Source organism: Micromonospora sp. NBC_00860 (assembly GCF_045207375.1).
In the GTDB taxonomy this organism is placed as follows: domain Bacteria; phylum Actinomycetota; class Actinomycetes; order Mycobacteriales; family Micromonosporaceae; genus Micromonospora; species Micromonospora vinacea.
Genome location: NZ_CP108825.1, coordinates 4,530,358 through 4,545,938, shown reverse-complemented (window position 1 = coordinate 4,545,938; position 15,581 = coordinate 4,530,358). Strand labels below are relative to the sequence as shown.

The following is a 15,581-nucleotide window of genomic DNA, read 5'->3' as shown; positions in this document are numbered from 1 at the left end:
CAGTGGCAGGCAAGGCCCGCGTACACGAGCTTGCAAAAGAGCTCGGGGTCGAGAGTAAGACCGTTCTCGCCAAGCTGAAGGAAATGGGCGAGTTCGTGAAGTCCGCGTCCAGCACCGTCGAGGCGCCCGTCGCCCGTCGGCTGCGGAACGCATTCGTCGCGTCCGCCGGAGCCCCGGCTCCGGCCGCCCCGTCGGCGCCCGCGTCGACGCCGGCTTCAAACCCGACCCCGACGCCAACCCCGACCCCGGGCGCGCCCCGGGTCTCGGCCAAGCCGATGCCGCCTCGGCGGCCGGCCGCGCCGGCACCCGGTCCGAAGCCCAAGGGTCCGGTTCCCGGTGCGCCGCAGACGGCGACCCCGGTCGCCAAGCCGGCGAGTGCCCACGACATCGAGGTGGCGGCCGCGGAGGCGCGTGCCGCCGCGCTGAAGGCTGAGCAGGAGGCCGCGGTCAAGGCCGCGCAGGCCGCCCGCCAGCAGCAGCGGGACAACCCCGTTCGCCGGGAGCCTCCGGCAGACGGTGGCAACCGCCCCGGCCCTCGGCCGGGTCCTGCGGCGATGCCGCCCCGTCCCGGTTCGCCGGCAGCTCGTCCGAGCACGCCGGCTCCCGGTCCGGGTGCCCGGCCGGGCGGTCGTCCGCCGGCGCGCGGTGCCGGTAACAACCCGTTCGGCATCCAGGGTGGCCAGCAGCAGCGGCCCCCGGCCGCCGGTGCGGGTGGCCCTCGTCCGAACAGCCCGGCGGGCATGCCGCCGCGGCCGAGCCCGAACTCCATGCCGCCGCGGCCCAGCCCGGCGTCCATGCCGAGCCAGCGTCCGGCTGCCGGTCGCCCCGGTCCCGGTGGCGCTGGTCGTCCCGGTGGTGGCGCTGGTCGCCCCGGTGGCGGTGGCGGCGGTTTCCGTGGCGGTCCCGGCGGTGGCGCCGGTGGCGGTGGCGGTTACCGCGGCGGCCCCGGTGGCGGCGCGGGTGCCGGCGGTGGCGGTGGCTACCGTGGCGGTCCCGGCGGCGGTGGCGGTGCTCCCGGTGGCGGTTTCCGTCCGGGTGCTCCGTCCGGCGGTGGCGGTCGTCCGGGTGCCGGTGGTCGTGGCCGTGGCGGCGGTGCCGCGGGTGCCTTCGGGCGTCCGGGTGGCCGGCCGACGCGCGGTCGCAAGTCCAAGAAGCAGCGCAGACAGGAGTTCGACAACCTGTCGGCTCCGACCATGAGCTCGGGTGCTCCCCGGGGTCAGGGTCAGGTCGTCCGGCTCTCCCGTGGCGCCTCGCTGTCGGACTTCGCCGACAAGATCAACGCCAACCCGGGTTCGCTGGTCCAGGAGATGTTCAACCTGGGCGAGATGGTCACCGCGACCCAGTCCTGTTCTGACGACACCCTGCAGCTGCTGGGTGAGCACCTGGGCTTCGACATCCAGATCGTCAGCCCGGAGGACGAGGACCGCGAGCTGCTTGCGCAGTTCAACATCGACCTCGACGCGGAGGTGGCCGAGGAGCGTCTGGTCAGCCGTGCGCCGGTCGTGACCGTCATGGGTCACGTCGACCACGGTAAGACCAAGCTGCTCGACGCCATCCGTAAGGCGAACGTCGTCGCTGGTGAGGCGGGTGGCATCACCCAGCACATCGGTGCGTACCAGGTGCACGTTCCGCACGATGGTGTGGACCGCGCGGTGACCTTCATCGACACCCCGGGTCACGAGGCGTTCACCGCCATGCGTGCTCGTGGTGCCCAGGTGACTGACATCGTGATCCTGGTCGTCGCGGCCGACGACGGCGTGATGCCGCAGACCATCGAGGCGTTGAACCACGCCAAGGCGGCCGACGTGCCGATCGTGGTCGCGGTCAACAAGGTCGACAAGCCGGAGGCCAACCCGGACAAGGTCCGCCAGCAGCTGACCGAGTACGGCCTGGTCGCCGAGGAGTACGGCGGCGAGACCATGTTCGTCAACGTGGCAGCCAAGCCCGGCATCGGCATCGAGGAGTTGCTCGAGGCCGTCCTGCTGACCGCCGATGCGTCGCTGGAGCTGACCGCTCCGATCGACGGGCCGGCGCAGGGTGTGGCCATCGAGGCGCACCTGGACAAGGGCCGCGGTGCGGTGGCGACGGTGCTGGTGCAGAAGGGCACCCTGCGGGCGGGCGACTCGATCGTCGCCGGTGGGGCGCACGGCCGGGTCCGGGCCATGCTCGACGAGAACGGCAACCAGCTCTCCGAGGCTGGTCCGGCGCGTCCGGTCATGGTTCTGGGTCTGACCGCGCCGCCCGGTGCGGGTGACACGTTCCTCGCCGCGGCGGACGACCGCACGGTGCGGCAGATCGCCGAGCAGCGACAGGCACGGCGGCGGGCGGCGGCATTCGCCAACTCCCGTGGTCGGGCCACCCTCGAGACGCTCATGGAGCAGCTCAAGGAGGGCGAGAAGACCTCGCTCAACCTCATCCTCAAGGGCGATGTCTCCGGTTCGGTGGAGGCCCTGGAGGACGCGCTGTTCAACCTCGACATCCCCGAGGAGGTCCAGCTCAAGGTCCTCGACCGGGGCGTCGGTGCGATCACCGAGAGCAACGTCATGCTCGCGAGTGCCTCGTCGGAGCCGGTCACGATCATCGGCTTCAACGTGCGGGCCTCGAACAAGGTCCGTGAGATGGCCGACCGCGAGGGTGTGGAGATCCGGTACTACACCGTCATCTACCAGGCCATCGAGGAGATCGAGGCAGCGCTCAAGGGCCTGCTCAAGCCGGAGTACGAGGAGGCCGAGCTGGGCAGCGCGGAGATCCGCGACGTCTTCCGCTCGTCCAAGATCGGCAACATCTCCGGTTGCATCGTCCGGTCGGGCGTCATCCGGCGCAACGCGAAGGCTCGCCTGCTTCGGGACGGGACGGTCGTGGCGGACAACCTCACGATCACCTCGCTCAAGCGGTTCAAGGACGACGCCACCGAGGTCCGCGAGGGCTTCGAGTGCGGTCTGACCCTGGGTGGTTACAACAACGTCCAGGTCGGCGACGTCATCGAGACCTTCGAGATGCGGGAGAAGGTTCGCGCCTGATCCGGCAGTGACACGCTGATCAAGGGGTTTACGCCACTCGGCGTAAACCCCTTGATCATGCGGGGCGGGTTGGCGGTATCGTCCGGGGCGATGTTCACCGGAACCGCGGTCTTCGACCTGCTGCTGCCGGGCGACTCCAGGTCGCTCAAAGCCAAGAGATCATATGTACGGCCGATCGTGGCGGCGCTGCGCCGCTTCGAGGTGTCGGCCGCCGAGGTGGGTGCGCTCGACCTGCATGGTCGAGCGCAGCTGGCGGTGGCCGTGGTGGCCGCCGAGACGGCGCACGTCCGCGAGGTGCTCGACTCCTGTGAGCGCCTGGTGGCCAATCGCCCCGAGGTCGAGTTGCTGTCGGTCCGACGCCGGCTCTACGGCGTGGACGACGACTGACCATGGTGCCGGCTGTGCCGGGCGACCGGAGCGGCCCCGAAGGTAATGTTCGAGATGTTGGCCGGTCGGCCGGCGGCCTTCGGGCCGCCGGCTCGACCGGGAGCAGGACGCCGTGGAGGTGGCGAGATGTCTGATCCGGCCAAGGTACGCCGGCACGCGGAACGGGTGCGTGAGCTGGTCGCGTCGGTGGTGCGGAGCCAGATCAAGGACCCGCGGCTCGGGATGATCACCATCACCGATGCCCGGATTACCGCTGACCTGCGCGACGCGACGGTCTTCTACACGGTGCTCGGTGACTCGGTGGCCCAGGCGGACACCGCGGCGGCTCTGGAGAGCGCCAAGGGTTTGCTGCGCAGCACTGTCGGCAAGGCGCTCGGGCTGCGCCACTCGCCGACCCTCACGTTCGTCCTCGACGACGTGCAGGACCAGGTCAAGCACATCGACGACCTGCTCGCGGCCGCCCGGAACGCCGACGCCGAGGTGCAGCGGCTCGCCGCCCAGGCGAAGTACGCGGGCGAGGCCCAGCCGTACCGGGTGGACGACGAGACCGATGAGGCCGACGAGACGGACGAGGCCGACGAGGCCTCCGACGTCAAGGAGACCCCGCGGGGTGGGGAAACGCGGTGACCAACACCGCCACCGCCTCGCTCGCCGGGGCTGCCGGGCTCGGTCCCGCCGAGGCGGACTGGGCTGCGGCCGAGGCGTTGGTGCGGGCTCTCCCGCCGACCGGCCGGGTTCTGCTGATCTGCCACATCAACCCGGACGGCGACGCGCTGGGCAGCATGCTCGGCTTCGGTCTGGGCCTGCGGCAGTTCGGCGTACGCGAGATGCAGGCGACCTTTCCCGGGCCGCCGGAGGTGCCGGAGCCGTTCCGTGGGCTGCCGGGGCTGGACCTGCTGGTCCCGGCGGAGGCCGCCGACCCGGCGCCCGATCTGGTGATCTGCTTCGACGCGGCCAGCGAGTCGCGCCTCGGCGAGCTGGCCGGGCGGTTGTCGTCGGCGGGTGCGGCGCTGGTGTTGGACCACCACGCCTCCAACCCCGGTTTCGGCACTGTCAACCTGGTCGACCCGGGGGCGGCGGCCACGTCGGTCGTGGCCGAACAGTTGCTGGCCCGGCTCGGGGTGGTGGTGGATGAGGCCATCGCCGAGTGCCTTTACGTGGCGCTGACCACTGACACCGGCTCATTCCGGTTCGAGGCGACCACTCCGGCGGTGCATCAGATGGCCGCCCGGTTGCTGGCGACCGGCATCTCGCCGGGTGACATCTCCCGGCGGGTCTTCGACACCCGGCCGTTCGGCGCGGTCCGCCTCTTCGGTGAGGTGCTCGGCCGGGCTCGGCTGGAGCCGGCCGCGGCCGGGGGTCGGGGGCTGGTCTGGACCTTCGCCACGCTGGACGACCTGGCCCGGCACGATCAGCGGCCGTACGTGCTGGAGGCGCTGATCGACTCGGTGCGCTGCACGGCCGAGGCGGATGTGAGCTGTGTGGTGAAGCAGACCAAACCGGCCGAGTGGGCGGTGTCGATGCGCAGCAAGGGCGCGGTGGACGTCAGTCGGGTGGCTGTCGCGCTGGGCGGTGGTGGGCACACGTTCGCGGCCGGGTTCACCGGTCGGGGCACCGTCGAGCAGGTGGTCGAGTCGATTCGCGGTCAGCTGGACGCGGCGCTGATCGGCTGACGCCGGCCCTGATCGGCGGCCATCGATCGGGCGGTCCCGAAGATCAGGGTCAGCTCCGGGGAGTGTCGGTCTTCCCGCGCTCCGTGAGACCGGGAAGAATTGCGGGATGGAGCAGCCGCACGACCTCACCGTGGAGGCCCCCCGCGCCTGGGACCGGCCCGCCGTCTCCGTTCCCGTCCTCGTCTGCCTGTCGCTCGTCGGTGGCCGGTTCGCGTCCTTCTCCACTGAGGCGAATCTGTTCACCGTCGGCACCGGCGGGGTGCTGATCTGGCTCGGTCTGAGCAACCGGGTGCCCCGTCGGCCGGCGCCGCGCCGGCTGGGCGCGGGTGCGGCCTGGTGGGCGGTGCCGGTGGTGGTCTTCGGGGTCTTCGAGGGCGCGACCTTCGTGCTGGCCGCCGGCGATGACTTCCCCACCTTCTCCCGGCTGGCCGACCCTCTCCTGGAGGATCACCTGACCCGGTCGGCGGTCTGGTTCGCCTGGTTGGCCGCCTTCTGGGGGCTGGTGCGGCGATGATGCGAGCGCTCGCGATCGGCGGCTTCCTCACCGCGCTGGTCCTCTTCGCTGTGGTCGAGTGGATGGCCCGGCGGGAGGGGTCGCGGATCCCCACGCTGGGCGAGGTCTGCGCCTACGTGATGCGCTACGAGGTCGGTTCGGTGCCGGTGGGCCGGATCGGTCTGTTCGGGTTCTGGTGGTGGTTGGGCTGGCACTTCCTGGCTCGCTGAGCCGGGTTGTCGACTGTCCAGATGGCGGGAACCGTGAGCAGTATGTGGACCTGAACGATAACTTGGGAGAAGGCCGGTACCGCCTGGCGGTGCAGGTCATGGGCGGTGGTGCCACACCCCGTACCGCCTCCCTCCAGGGTCGGATCGACCCGGGCTCACGCTGCCCAGTCGGCTGCTCCGGTAACCCCGGACCGCCGTGGGGCGCTCAGCACGACCGCCCGTGAGGGCCGCCGCGTGTCGGCGGCTCACGCCCTGGGAAGAGGAGCGCCACCATGCCGAACAAGCCCAAGCCCGAGACCACCACCGACGACGCCCGCGAGCAGGCCCGCCGCGCGCTGCAGACGTCGATGGACACCCGCCAGTGAGTTAGGGACCGCGCGGGCCGCGACCGAGCCCGCGCTCGCTGGCGACGTAAGCAGTCGCCTGGATTGCGATCCTTACCGCAGCCGTGCCAGGATCGGCGGCGATGAACCACGCCGCCACCGCCCACCGACCCGCCTCGCCCCGGCGGATCGCCGCGCTCGCCCTGCCGGCCCTCGTGGTGCTCGCCGCCGAGCCGCTCTACGTGCTTGTCGACACCGCGGTGGTCGGTCACCTCGGCCGGGTGCCGCTCGCCGCGCTCGCCGTCGGCGGCACGGTCATGACGCTCACCGCCTGGGTGGGCACCGTGGTCGCCTACGGCACCACCGGCCGCGCGGCCCGCCGCTTCGGCGCCGGTGACCGCGCTGCCGCAGTCGCCGAGGGCGTCCAGTCGTCCTGGTTGGCGTTCGGTGTCGGTCTGCTGATCGCGATCGGCATGCAGGTCGGCGGCGGCGCGCTCGCGCGTACCCTCGCCGGGGGTGGTGGCGAGGTGGCCGACGCCGCCGCGCAGTGGCTGCGGATCGCGGCCCTCGGCGCTCCTGGCCTGCTGCTGGCCGCCGCCGGCAACGGCTGGCTGCGCGGTGTGCAGGACACTCGCCGCCCGTTGTTCTTCGTGCTCGGCCCCAACCTGCTCTCCGCGCTGCTCTGCCCGCTGCTGGTCTACCCCGGCGGGCTGGGTCTGGTCGGCTCGGCGGTGGCGAACGTCGTCGCGCAGACGCTCTGCGGGGTGCTCTTCGCCGCCGCCCTGGTCGGCGAGCGCGTGTCACTGCGACCCCAACCCCGCGTGATCCGCCAGCAACTCGTGCTCAGCCGGGACCTGCTGATCCGTGGGCTGGCGTTCCAGGCCAGTTTCCTGTCCGCGACCGCCGTCGCCGCCCGTTTCGGCGCCGCCGCCGTCGGCGCCCACCAGATCGCCCTGCAACTCTGGTTCTTCACCGCGCTGGTGCTCGACGCCCTCGCCATCGCCGCGCAGTCCCTGGTCGGCGCCGCGCTCGGGGCCGGCGACGACGCGGGGGCGCGGGCGCTCGCCCGCCGGATCGGCGTGCTCGGCGGCGTCTGCGGCGTGGCCTTCGCGCTGCTCGTCGCCGCCGGCGCCGGCGTCGTGCCGTCGTGGTTCAGCTCCGATCAGGGGGTACGCGAGCAGGCCATGGTGGCCTGGCCGTGGTTCGTCGTCATGCTGCCGCTGGCCGGGGTGGTGTTCGCCCTCGACGGCGTGCTGATCGGCGCCGGCGACGTGCGTTACCTGCGCAACCTCACCATCGTGGCGGCGCTCGGCGGTTTCCTGCCGGCCATCTGGCTGGCGTACGCGCTCAACCTCGGGCTGGGCGGGATCTGGGCCGGGCTCACAGTGTTCGTGGTGATCCGGCTGGTCGCCCTGCTGCTGCGACTGCATAACGGCCGTTGGGCGGTGACCGGCGCGGTCCGCTGACCGGCTCGCCATCAGCAGCGCGTGGTGGTCGGCGCGGAGGCTGGGGTCACGCCGGGCGTGCCCACGCACTACGGAGTACGGCCCATCTGGCAGGCTTGGCCGACGTGAGCACCGATGGTCTGATCGTGGTCGACAAACCCGGCGGCATGACGTCGCACGACGTGGTGGCACGCATCCGCCGACTGGCGAAGACGCGACGGGTCGGGCACGGCGGCACCCTCGACCCGATGGCGACAGGCGTGCTGGTGATCGGTGTCGGCCGGGCCACCCGGCTGCTGACCTACGTGATCGGTGCCGGCAAGAGCTACGCCGGCACCATCCGGCTCGGCCAGACCACCGTCACCGACGACGCCGAGGGCGACGTGACCGCCACAGTGCCCGCCGGGCAGGTGACGGACGAGGCGATCCGGGCGGCGCTGGCCGGGCTGAGCGGCGAGGTCGACCAGGTGCCGAGCGCGGTCAGCGCCATCAAGATCGACGGGCAGCGGGCGTACAAGCGGGTCCGCGACGGGGAGAGCGTCGAGCTGCCGGCCCGGCGGGTCACCATCTCCCGGTTGGAGGTGCTGGCGATCCGCCGCACCGAGCCGGACGTGGTGGACGTGGACGTGGACGTGACCTGCTCCTCCGGTACGTACATCCGGGCCATCGCCCGGGACGCCGGCCTGGCGCTCGGCGTCGGCGGGCACCTCACGGCGCTGCGGCGCACCGCTGTGGGTGGCTTCACCCTCGCCGAGGCGGCGACCCTCGACGAGTTGGAGCAGCGCGCGCCGGACGTGGTGAACCTGCCGCTGGACGCGGCTGCCGACCGGTTCTTCGCGCGCCGGGAGGCGACACCCGACGAGGCCCGGGTGCTCGCCCACGGGGGGCCGCTGGACCCGGCCGGCCTCACCGGGCCGTACGCCGTCTTCGGGCCGGCCGGCGGCCTGATCGCTATCGTCAGCGAGCGGGACGGACGGGCCCGCGCGGAGATCGTGCTCGCCCCGGCCTGACCGCGGGACGCAGGTCCGTCGGCCCGCAGCCGGCGGTGTCGACCCGCCGGCCGGCGGGACAGCAGAGAGGAACGGCATGCAGCGGTGGCGGGGCTACGACGCGGCGCCCGGCGGGTGGGGACGCTCGGTGGTCACCATCGGCGTCTTCGACGGCGTACACAAGGGGCACCAGGCGACGATCGGGCACGCAGTGGCCCGGGCCCGCGAGTTGGGCGTGCAGTCGGTGGTGGTCACCTTCGACCCGCACCCGGCCGAGGTGGTCCGCCCCGGTTCGCACCCGGCGGTGCTCACCGAGCCGGCCCGCAAGGCCGAGCTGATCGAGGCGCTCGGCGTCGACGTGCTCTGCGTGGTGCCGTTCACCCCGGAGTTCTCCCGGGTGCCGGCCGAACAGTTCGTGCACGACGTCCTGGTCGAGCACCTGCACGCGGCGTTGGTGGTGGTCGGCGGCAACTTCCGCTTCGGGCACCGGGCCGCCGGCGACGTGGAGTTGCTGGAACGGCTGGGTCAGACGTTCGGCTTCGGCGTGGAGGGCGCCCCGCTGGTCGCCGAGGCCGGCACCGTCTTCTCCTCCACGTACATCAGGTCCTGCGTCGACGCGGGCGACGTGGGCGCGGCGGCCGCCGCGCTGGGCCGCCCGCACCGGGTGGAGGGCGTCGTGGTCCGTGGCGACCAGCGCGGCCGGGAGCTGGGCTTCCCCACCGCCAACCTGCTCTGCCACAGGTACGCGGCGGTGCCCGCCGACGGCGTGTACGCGGCCCGGCTGATCCGCCGAGGCCAGCACGAGCCGCTGCTGGCGGCGGTCTCCGTGGGCACCAACCCGACCTTCTCCGGCCGGGAACGGCGGGTGGAGGCGTACGCGCTGGACTTCTCCGGCGACCTGTACGGCGAGCGGCTGGCCTTGGACTTCGTGGCGCACCTGCGTGGTCAGATCCGGTACGACTCGATCGAGCCGTTGATCGCCCAGATGAATCAGGACGTCGAGCGCACCCGGCGCGTACTGGCCTGATCGTGGTGGGGTGACGGGCCGCCACCGAGGCCCTTCGCCGGGTGTTACCGGCGAGTGCTGGTAGTCTTGCCGGGACGTCGGGTGACCGGCGTGGGGCCTCGCGTGCCTGCTCGACGCCGCGGGTGCGAGGAACCGGTCCGTTCCCGGTCCACCGGGACGACGGACACCCACTTGATCAACCCATCGAAACAGGGAGAACATGGCGCTCGATCAGGAAGCCAAGGCCAGCATCCGCGCGGAGTACGCGACCGCCGAGGGCGACACCGGTTCGCCGGAGGTCCAGGTAGCGGTCCTCACCAAGCGGATCGCCGAGCTGACCGAGCACCTGAAGGTGCACAAGCACGACCACCACAGCCGCCGTGGGCTGCTGCTGCTGGTCGGCCGGCGCCGTCGGTTGCTCAACTACGTCCAGAAGAAGGACATTGCCCGCTACCGGTCGCTCATCGAGCGGCTCGGTCTGCGCCGGTGACGTGACGGGGGAGTGGCCGGACGGCCGCTCCCCCGTACCGCGTCCCACCTGAGGAAACACGGGCCGCGCGACCACCCGAGAGGGAGCCGGTCAGCGTACCGGTCTCCGGTAGTGGCCCCCGGGAACCCCGGCATCATGCCGGCCACCCGGGCGCTTCGATCGAAGACCGGCCGGCTGAGCAGCTCCCCGATGTCGTGGGCCCACGACGCGAAGGAGCACGACAGCACATGACCGAGACCAAACTCGGCACCGAATCCCGCACCGCCGTGATCGACAACGGGTCCTTCGGCACCCGCGAGATCACCTTCTCCACCGGTCGGCTGGCTCGCCAGGCCGCCGGTTCCGTCATCGCCCAGCTGGGCGAGACGGTGGTTCTCTCCGCCACGACCGCCGGTAAGCACCCGAAGGAGCAGTTCGACTTCTTCCCGCTGACCGTCGACGTCGAGGAGCGGATGTACGCCGCGGGCCGCATCCCCGGCTCGTTCTTCCGCCGTGAGGGTCGGCCCAGCGAGGACGCGATCCTCACCTGCCGGCTGATCGACCGGCCGCTGCGCCCGTCGTTCGTCAAGGGCCTGCGCAACGAGGTCCAGGTCGTCGAGACCATCCTCGCGCTCGACCCGCAGCACCCGTACGACGTCGTGGCGATCAACGCCGCCTCGATGTCGACCAAGCTCTCCGGCCTGCCGTTCTCCGGCCCGATCGGTGCGACCCGCGTCGCCCACATCGACGGCCAGTGGGTCGCCTTCCCGACCCTGGAGGAGCTGGCTCGCGCCACCTTCGACATGGTCGTGGCCGGCCGCACGCTCGAAGACGGCGACGTCGCGATCATGATGGTCGAGGCCGAGGCCACCCCGAACGCCGTCGCCCTCATCTCGGCCGGTGCCACCGCCCCGACCGAGGAGGTCGTCGCCAGCGGCCTGGAGGCCGCCAAGCCGGCGATCCGTGAGCTGTGCCGCGCGCAGAGCGAGCTGGCCGAGGTCGCCGCCAAGCCGGTCACCGAGTTCCCGGTCTTCCTGGACTACCAGGACGACGTGTACGACGCCGTCTCCGAGCTGGCCCGTGGCGAGGTGGCCGAGGCGATCACCATCGCCGGCAAGGCCGACCGCGAGGAGGCCCTGGACCGGGTCAAGGCCCGGGTCGCCGAGGAGTTGGGCGCCCGGTTCGAGGGTCGGGAGAAGGAGCTCAGCGCTGCCTTCCGGTCGCTGACCAAGTCCGAGGTGCGCAACCGCGTGCTGCGCGAGCAGGTCCGCATGGACGGGCGTGGCCCGCGTGACATCCGGTCGCTGACCGCCGAGGTCGGCGTGCTGCCCCGGGTGCACGGTTCGGCGCTGTTCGAGCGGGGCGAGACCCAGATCCTGGGCGTCACCACGCTGAACATGCTCCGCATGGAGCAGATGGTGGACACGCTGTCCCCCGAGAACCGCAAGCGCTACATGCACAACTACAACTTCCCGCCGTACTCGACCGGTGAGACCGGCCGGGTCGGCTCGCCGAAGCGTCGCGAGATCGGCCACGGCGCGCTCGCCGAGCGTGCGCTGATCCCGGTGCTGCCGTCGCGCGAGGAGTTCCCGTACGCCATCCGGCAGGTGTCGGAGGCGCTCGGCTCCAACGGCTCCACCTCGATGGGTTCGGTCTGCGCGTCGACGCTGGGCCTGCTCTCCGCGGGTGTCCCGCTGAAGGCGCCGGTCGCCGGCATCGCGATGGGGCTCATCTCCGACGAGGTGGACGGCAAGACCCAGTACGTGACGCTGACCGACATCCTCGGTGCCGAGGACGCGTTCGGTGACATGGACTTCAAGGTCGCCGGCACCCCGGAGTTCGTCACCGCGCTCCAGCTCGACACCAAGCTCAACGGCATCCCGTCGGACGTGCTGGCCGCCGCGTTGCAGCAGGCGAACGAGGCCCGGCAGGTCATCCTCGGCGTGATGAAGGCGGCGATCGAGGCTCCGGCCGAGATGTCCGACTACGCGCCCCGGGTCACCACCGTCAAGATCCCGGTCGACAAGATCGGCATGGTGATCGGCCCGAAGGGGCAGACCATCAACGCGATCCAGGACGAGACCGGCGCCGAGATCTCCATCGAGGACGACGGCACGATCTACGTCGGCGCCACCAACGGCCCGTCGGCCCAGGCGGCCGTCGACCGGATCAACGGCATCGCCAACCCGACGCTGCCGAAGCAGGGCGAGCGGTTCCTCGGCACTGTGGTCAAGACCGCCGCGTTCGGTGCGTTCATCTCGCTCCTGCCGGGCCGTGACGGCCTGCTGCACATCTCCAAGGTGGGCGACGGCAAGCGGGTCGAGCGCGTCGAGGACTTCCTCAACGTCGGTGACCGGGTCGAGGTCGAGATCGCGGACATCGACGCCCGCGGCAAGATCTACCTCGACAAGGTCCGCCCGGAGGGCACCGAGGCTCCGGCCGCCGGTGAGGCCGCCGCTGGCGACCGGCCGGCTGGCCGTGACCGCGGCGACCGGGCTCCGCGTGACCGCGGCGACCGTGAGCGTGGCGGCGACCGTGGCGGGCGTGGCCCGGAGCGCGGCGGCGAGGGCGGCAACGGCGGCGGCGAGGGTGGCGAGGGCGGCGAGCGTCCGCGCCGTCGGACCCGGCACAGCTGACCGTCGTACAACGCATCACCCACCCCTCGTCGAACCGGGAGCAAGACGTGAGTCGGGCCATCAGCGCGCCGTTTCCACCGGATCGACGGGGGGTGGCTGCGTCTCGGGACACCGGGGCGGGCCGCTCCGGCGGCACCGCCCGCGCGGTGACCCGGACGCTCAGCGACGACCCGCTGGGCGGCACGGTACGTCGTACCGTGCTGCCCAGCGGCCTGCGCGTCCTCACCGAGGCGATTCCGGCGATGCGCAGCGTCTCGTTCGGCATCTGGGTGGCGGTCGGCTCGCGCGACGAGACCGGCCCGCAGGCCGGTGCCGCGCACTTCCTCGAGCACCTGCTCTTCAAGGGCACCCACAAGCGCACCGCACTGGAGATCTCCTCGCAGATCGAGGCGGTGGGTGGTGAGACCAACGCCTTCACCACGAAGGAATACACCTGCTACTACGCCCGCGTGCTGGACGAGGACCTGCCGCTGGCGATCGACGTGATGTGCGACCTGGTCGCCGACTCGCTGTTGGAGCCGGCCGACGTCGAGACCGAGCGTGGCGTGATCCTGGAAGAGATCGCCATGCACGACGACGAGCCGGGTGACGAGGTGCACGACCTCTTCGTCCAGGCCGTCTACGGCGATCACCCGCTGGGTCGGCTGATCTCCGGCACCGCCGAGACCGTCACGCCGATGACCCGCCGGCAGATCCAGAGCTTCTACCGGGGTCGCTACACCGCGCCGCAGATCGTCATCGCCGCCGCCGGCAACCTCGACCACGCTGCGGTGGTCAAGCTGGTCCGCCAGGCAGTGCGCGGCACCCCGCTGGACAGCGACGCGGCCAGCCCGGCGCCGCACCGCGCGGCGACCCCGGCGGTACGCACCAAGCCGGCGACCACGCTGGTGGAGCCGAAGGAGACCGAGCAGGCGCACGTCATCCTCGGCTGCCCCGGCATCGACCGGCTCGACGATCGCCGGTTCGCCCTCGGGGTGCTCAACAACGTGCTGGGCGGCGGCATGTCCAGTCGCCTGTTCCAGGAGATCCGCGAGCAGCGCGGCCTGGCGTACTCGGTCTACTCGTACGCCAGCCAGTACGCCGACACCGGCCTCTTCGCCGTCTACGCCGGCTGCGCGCCGGGCAAGGTGGACGAGGTGCTGGCCCTGACCCGTGCCGAGCTGGCCCGGGTGGCCGCCGACGGGTTGACCGAGGCCGAGGTGGCCCGGGGCAAGGGGATGAGCAAGGGCTCCTTCGTCCTCGGCCTGGAGGACACCGGTTCCCGGATGAGCCGGCTGGCCAAGGGTGAGCTGCTCTACGGCGACCTGATGCCTGTCGACGAGCTGCTCCGCCGGGTCGACGAGGTCACCGTGGAGGACGTGAACGTCCTCGCCGCCGAGCTGCTCAGCCGGCCGATGTCGCTGGCCGTGGTGGGCCCGTTCGGCGCCGGCGACTTCGCGGTCTGAGGTCTGCCGCCCGGGTGTCCCGGCCGGTGGAGCACACCGCATCCGGCCGGAAGGGCCCGTCCCGATTGGGATAGGTTGTGCCCCGTGACTGACGAGCAGGGAAAGGCACCGGCCCAGCAGCTGCGGGTCGGCGTTTTTGGTGCGCGTGGCCGGATGGGCGTCGAGGTCTGCAAGGCGGTCGACGCCGCCGACGATCTCGCCCTCGCCGCGGCGATCGACCAGGGCGACAGCCGCTCCGCCGTCTCCACCGCCGAGGTGGTCGTCGACTTCACCACGCCGGACGTCGTCATGGACAACCTCCGGTGGTGCATCGAGCAGGGCATCAGCGCGGTGGTCGGCACGACCGGCTTCACCGAGCAGCGGCTGGAGCAGGTGCGCGGCTGGCTGGCCGACAGGCCCGAGGTGGGCGTGGTCATCGCCCCGAACTTCGGCATCGGCGCGGTGCTGATGATGCAGTTCGCCGCGCGGGCCGCCCGACACTTCGAGTCCGTCGAGATCATCGAGCAGCACCACCCGCGCAAGCTGGACGCCCCGAGCGGCACCGCCACCCACACCGCCCGGCAGATCGCCCAGGCCCGGGCCGAGGCCGGCCTCGGCCCGGTGCCGGACGCCACCAAGGACGAGGTGCCGGGTGCGCGCGGCGCCGACATCGAGGGGGTACGCGTCCACGCGGTGCGCGCCACCGGCCTGGTCGCCCACCAGGAGGTGCTGTTCGGCGGCACCGGCGAGACGCTGACCATCCGGCACGACTCGTACGACAGGGTGTCGTTCATGCCGGGCGTGCTGCTGGCCGTCCGCGCGGTGCGCAACCGCCCCGGCCTCACCGTCGGCCTGGACGCCCTGCTCGACTGACCGGGCCGGGTCCTTCCCCCGGGGTGAAACCTGGTCGCGGCGCGGGCCTGGCCGCCCCTAGGCTGCCCCGATGATCGATGGTGGACACGGTGACCGGGTCGGGCGGCGAGTGACGCTGCGGCCGGTCGACGACGACAACTGGCGGGCGGTGGCCGACGTCGCCCCGCGCGACGACCAGCGCCGGTTCGTGGCCGCGTTGGGCGCGCGTTACCTGCTGCTCAGCATGCGCTCCGAGGTGTGGAACTCGCTCGCGGTGTACGCCGACGAAACCGTCGTCGGCCACGTCATGTGGGGCGTGGACGACGACGGCTCGCACTGGATCGGCGGGATGCTGATCGACGCCGCAGAGCAGGGCCAGGGCGTCGGCCGGGCCACGGTGCAGACGCTGGCCCCCTGGCTGGCGACCCGGGATGGCAACCCCCCGGTCCGCCTCTCGTACCACCCCGACAACACAGCGGCCGCGACCCTCTACGAGTCCCTGGGCTTCCACCCCACCGGCGCCATGGACGACGACGAGGTAATCGCCGAACAAACCCCCTGAACCGGTCCCGCGATCTTGCACTTTCTGCGGCGACATAAAGAACATCCCACCCATCCGGGCAACCGAAACCGC

Annotated in this window: 14 protein-coding genes; all 14 read left to right on the top strand. The window is 71.9% G+C overall.

The genetic code is table 11. The features are described 5' to 3' along the window. The first annotated feature begins 2 nt into the window (after positions 1–2). The 14 genes from infB (at position 3) to OH804_RS20710 (ending at position 15,509) form a co-directional block, all read left to right on the top strand. Positions 3–3,020 carry a translation initiation factor IF-2 gene (infB, locus tag OH804_RS20775; RefSeq protein ID WP_196921589.1) on the top strand — a complete coding sequence of 1,006 codons (3,018 nt, stop codon included), beginning with the start codon at positions 3–5 and terminating at the stop codon, positions 3,018–3,020. 90 nt (positions 3,021–3,110) lie between these two features. Next, positions 3,111–3,407, top strand: coding sequence for a DUF503 domain-containing protein (locus OH804_RS20770; RefSeq protein ID WP_091400377.1), 297 nt, complete (start codon positions 3,111–3,113; stop codon positions 3,405–3,407). Positions 3,408–3,533: 126 nt separating this feature from the next. Beyond that, a complete protein-coding gene (rbfA, locus tag OH804_RS20765; protein WP_196921590.1) occupies positions 3,534–4,034 on the top strand; it encodes a 30S ribosome-binding factor RbfA in 501 nt (166 codons plus the stop codon). Then, positions 4,031–5,080: a bifunctional oligoribonuclease/PAP phosphatase NrnA gene (locus tag OH804_RS20760; protein WP_406058951.1), complete on the top strand. Its 1,050-nt coding sequence runs from the start codon at positions 4,031–4,033 to the stop codon at positions 5,078–5,080. The genes rbfA and OH804_RS20760 overlap by 4 nt, the downstream gene beginning before the upstream one ends. A 106-nt stretch (positions 5,081–5,186) precedes the next feature. Continuing rightward, on the top strand, positions 5,187–5,594 hold the full coding sequence (locus OH804_RS20755; protein ID WP_196921592.1) for a hypothetical protein: 408 nt from the start codon (positions 5,187–5,189) through the stop codon (positions 5,592–5,594). After that, complete coding sequence (locus tag OH804_RS20750; protein ID WP_030489477.1) at positions 5,594–5,803, top strand: DUF6186 family protein; 210 nt, start codon at positions 5,594–5,596, stop codon at positions 5,801–5,803. The genes OH804_RS20755 and OH804_RS20750 overlap by 1 nt, the downstream gene beginning before the upstream one ends. Positions 5,804–6,269: 466 nt before the next feature. Next, entirely contained in the window at positions 6,270–7,592 is a 1,323-nt protein-coding gene (locus OH804_RS20745; RefSeq protein WP_406058949.1) for an MATE family efflux transporter, read from the top strand. Between the two features lie 104 nt (positions 7,593–7,696). Beyond that, on the top strand, positions 7,697–8,581 hold the full coding sequence (gene truB / locus OH804_RS20740) for a tRNA pseudouridine(55) synthase TruB (protein WP_196921594.1): 885 nt from the start codon (positions 7,697–7,699) through the stop codon (positions 8,579–8,581). A 76-nt stretch (positions 8,582–8,657) separates the two neighbouring features. Further along, on the top strand, positions 8,658–9,587 hold the full coding sequence (locus tag OH804_RS20735; protein ID WP_406058947.1) for a bifunctional riboflavin kinase/FAD synthetase: 930 nt from the start codon (positions 8,658–8,660) through the stop codon (positions 9,585–9,587). Between the two features lie 199 nt (positions 9,588–9,786). Next, the gene (gene rpsO / locus OH804_RS20730; RefSeq protein ID WP_030337594.1) at positions 9,787–10,056 is read left to right on the top strand and encodes a 30S ribosomal protein S15; all 270 of its coding nucleotides are present in this window, start codon (positions 9,787–9,789) and stop codon (positions 10,054–10,056) included. 227 nt (positions 10,057–10,283) lie between these two features. Next, a complete protein-coding gene (locus OH804_RS20725) occupies positions 10,284–12,671 on the top strand; it encodes a polyribonucleotide nucleotidyltransferase (protein WP_196921596.1) in 2,388 nt (795 codons plus the stop codon). 47 nt (positions 12,672–12,718) lie between these two features. Next, positions 12,719–14,116 carry a M16 family metallopeptidase gene (locus OH804_RS20720; RefSeq protein ID WP_406058944.1) on the top strand — a complete coding sequence of 466 codons (1,398 nt, stop codon included), beginning with the start codon at positions 12,719–12,721 and terminating at the stop codon, positions 14,114–14,116. An 84-nt stretch (positions 14,117–14,200) separates the two neighbouring features. After that, positions 14,201–14,968: a 4-hydroxy-tetrahydrodipicolinate reductase gene (dapB, locus tag OH804_RS20715; RefSeq protein ID WP_196921598.1), complete on the top strand. Its 768-nt coding sequence runs from the start codon at positions 14,201–14,203 to the stop codon at positions 14,966–14,968. 70 nt (positions 14,969–15,038) lie between these two features. After that, on the top strand, positions 15,039–15,509 hold the full coding sequence (locus OH804_RS20710) for a GNAT family N-acetyltransferase (RefSeq protein WP_406058942.1): 471 nt from the start codon (positions 15,039–15,041) through the stop codon (positions 15,507–15,509). Positions 15,510–15,581: the final 72 nt, after the last annotated feature.

Excerpts from the sequence above, each read along its gene's own strand:
- OH804_RS20770 (WP_091400377.1), top strand. The coding sequence starts at position 3,111 with ATGTTCACCGGAACCGCGGTCTTCGACCTGCTGCTGCCGGGCGACTCC.
- rbfA (WP_196921590.1), top strand. The coding sequence starts at position 3,534 with ATGTCTGATCCGGCCAAGGTACGCCGGCACGCGGAACGGGTGCGTGAG.
- OH804_RS20755 (WP_196921592.1), top strand. The coding sequence starts at position 5,187 with ATGGAGCAGCCGCACGACCTCACCGTGGAGGCCCCCCGCGCCTGGGAC.
- OH804_RS20750 (WP_030489477.1), top strand. The coding sequence starts at position 5,594 with ATGCGAGCGCTCGCGATCGGCGGCTTCCTCACCGCGCTGGTCCTCTTC.
- OH804_RS20745 (WP_406058949.1), top strand. The coding sequence starts at position 6,270 with ATGAACCACGCCGCCACCGCCCACCGACCCGCCTCGCCCCGGCGGATC.
- OH804_RS20735 (WP_406058947.1), top strand. The coding sequence starts at position 8,658 with ATGCAGCGGTGGCGGGGCTACGACGCGGCGCCCGGCGGGTGGGGACGC.
- rpsO (WP_030337594.1), top strand. The coding sequence starts at position 9,787 with ATGGCGCTCGATCAGGAAGCCAAGGCCAGCATCCGCGCGGAGTACGCG.
- OH804_RS20725 (WP_196921596.1), top strand. The coding sequence starts at position 10,284 with ATGACCGAGACCAAACTCGGCACCGAATCCCGCACCGCCGTGATCGAC.
- OH804_RS20710 (WP_406058942.1), top strand. The coding sequence starts at position 15,039 with ATGATCGATGGTGGACACGGTGACCGGGTCGGGCGGCGAGTGACGCTG.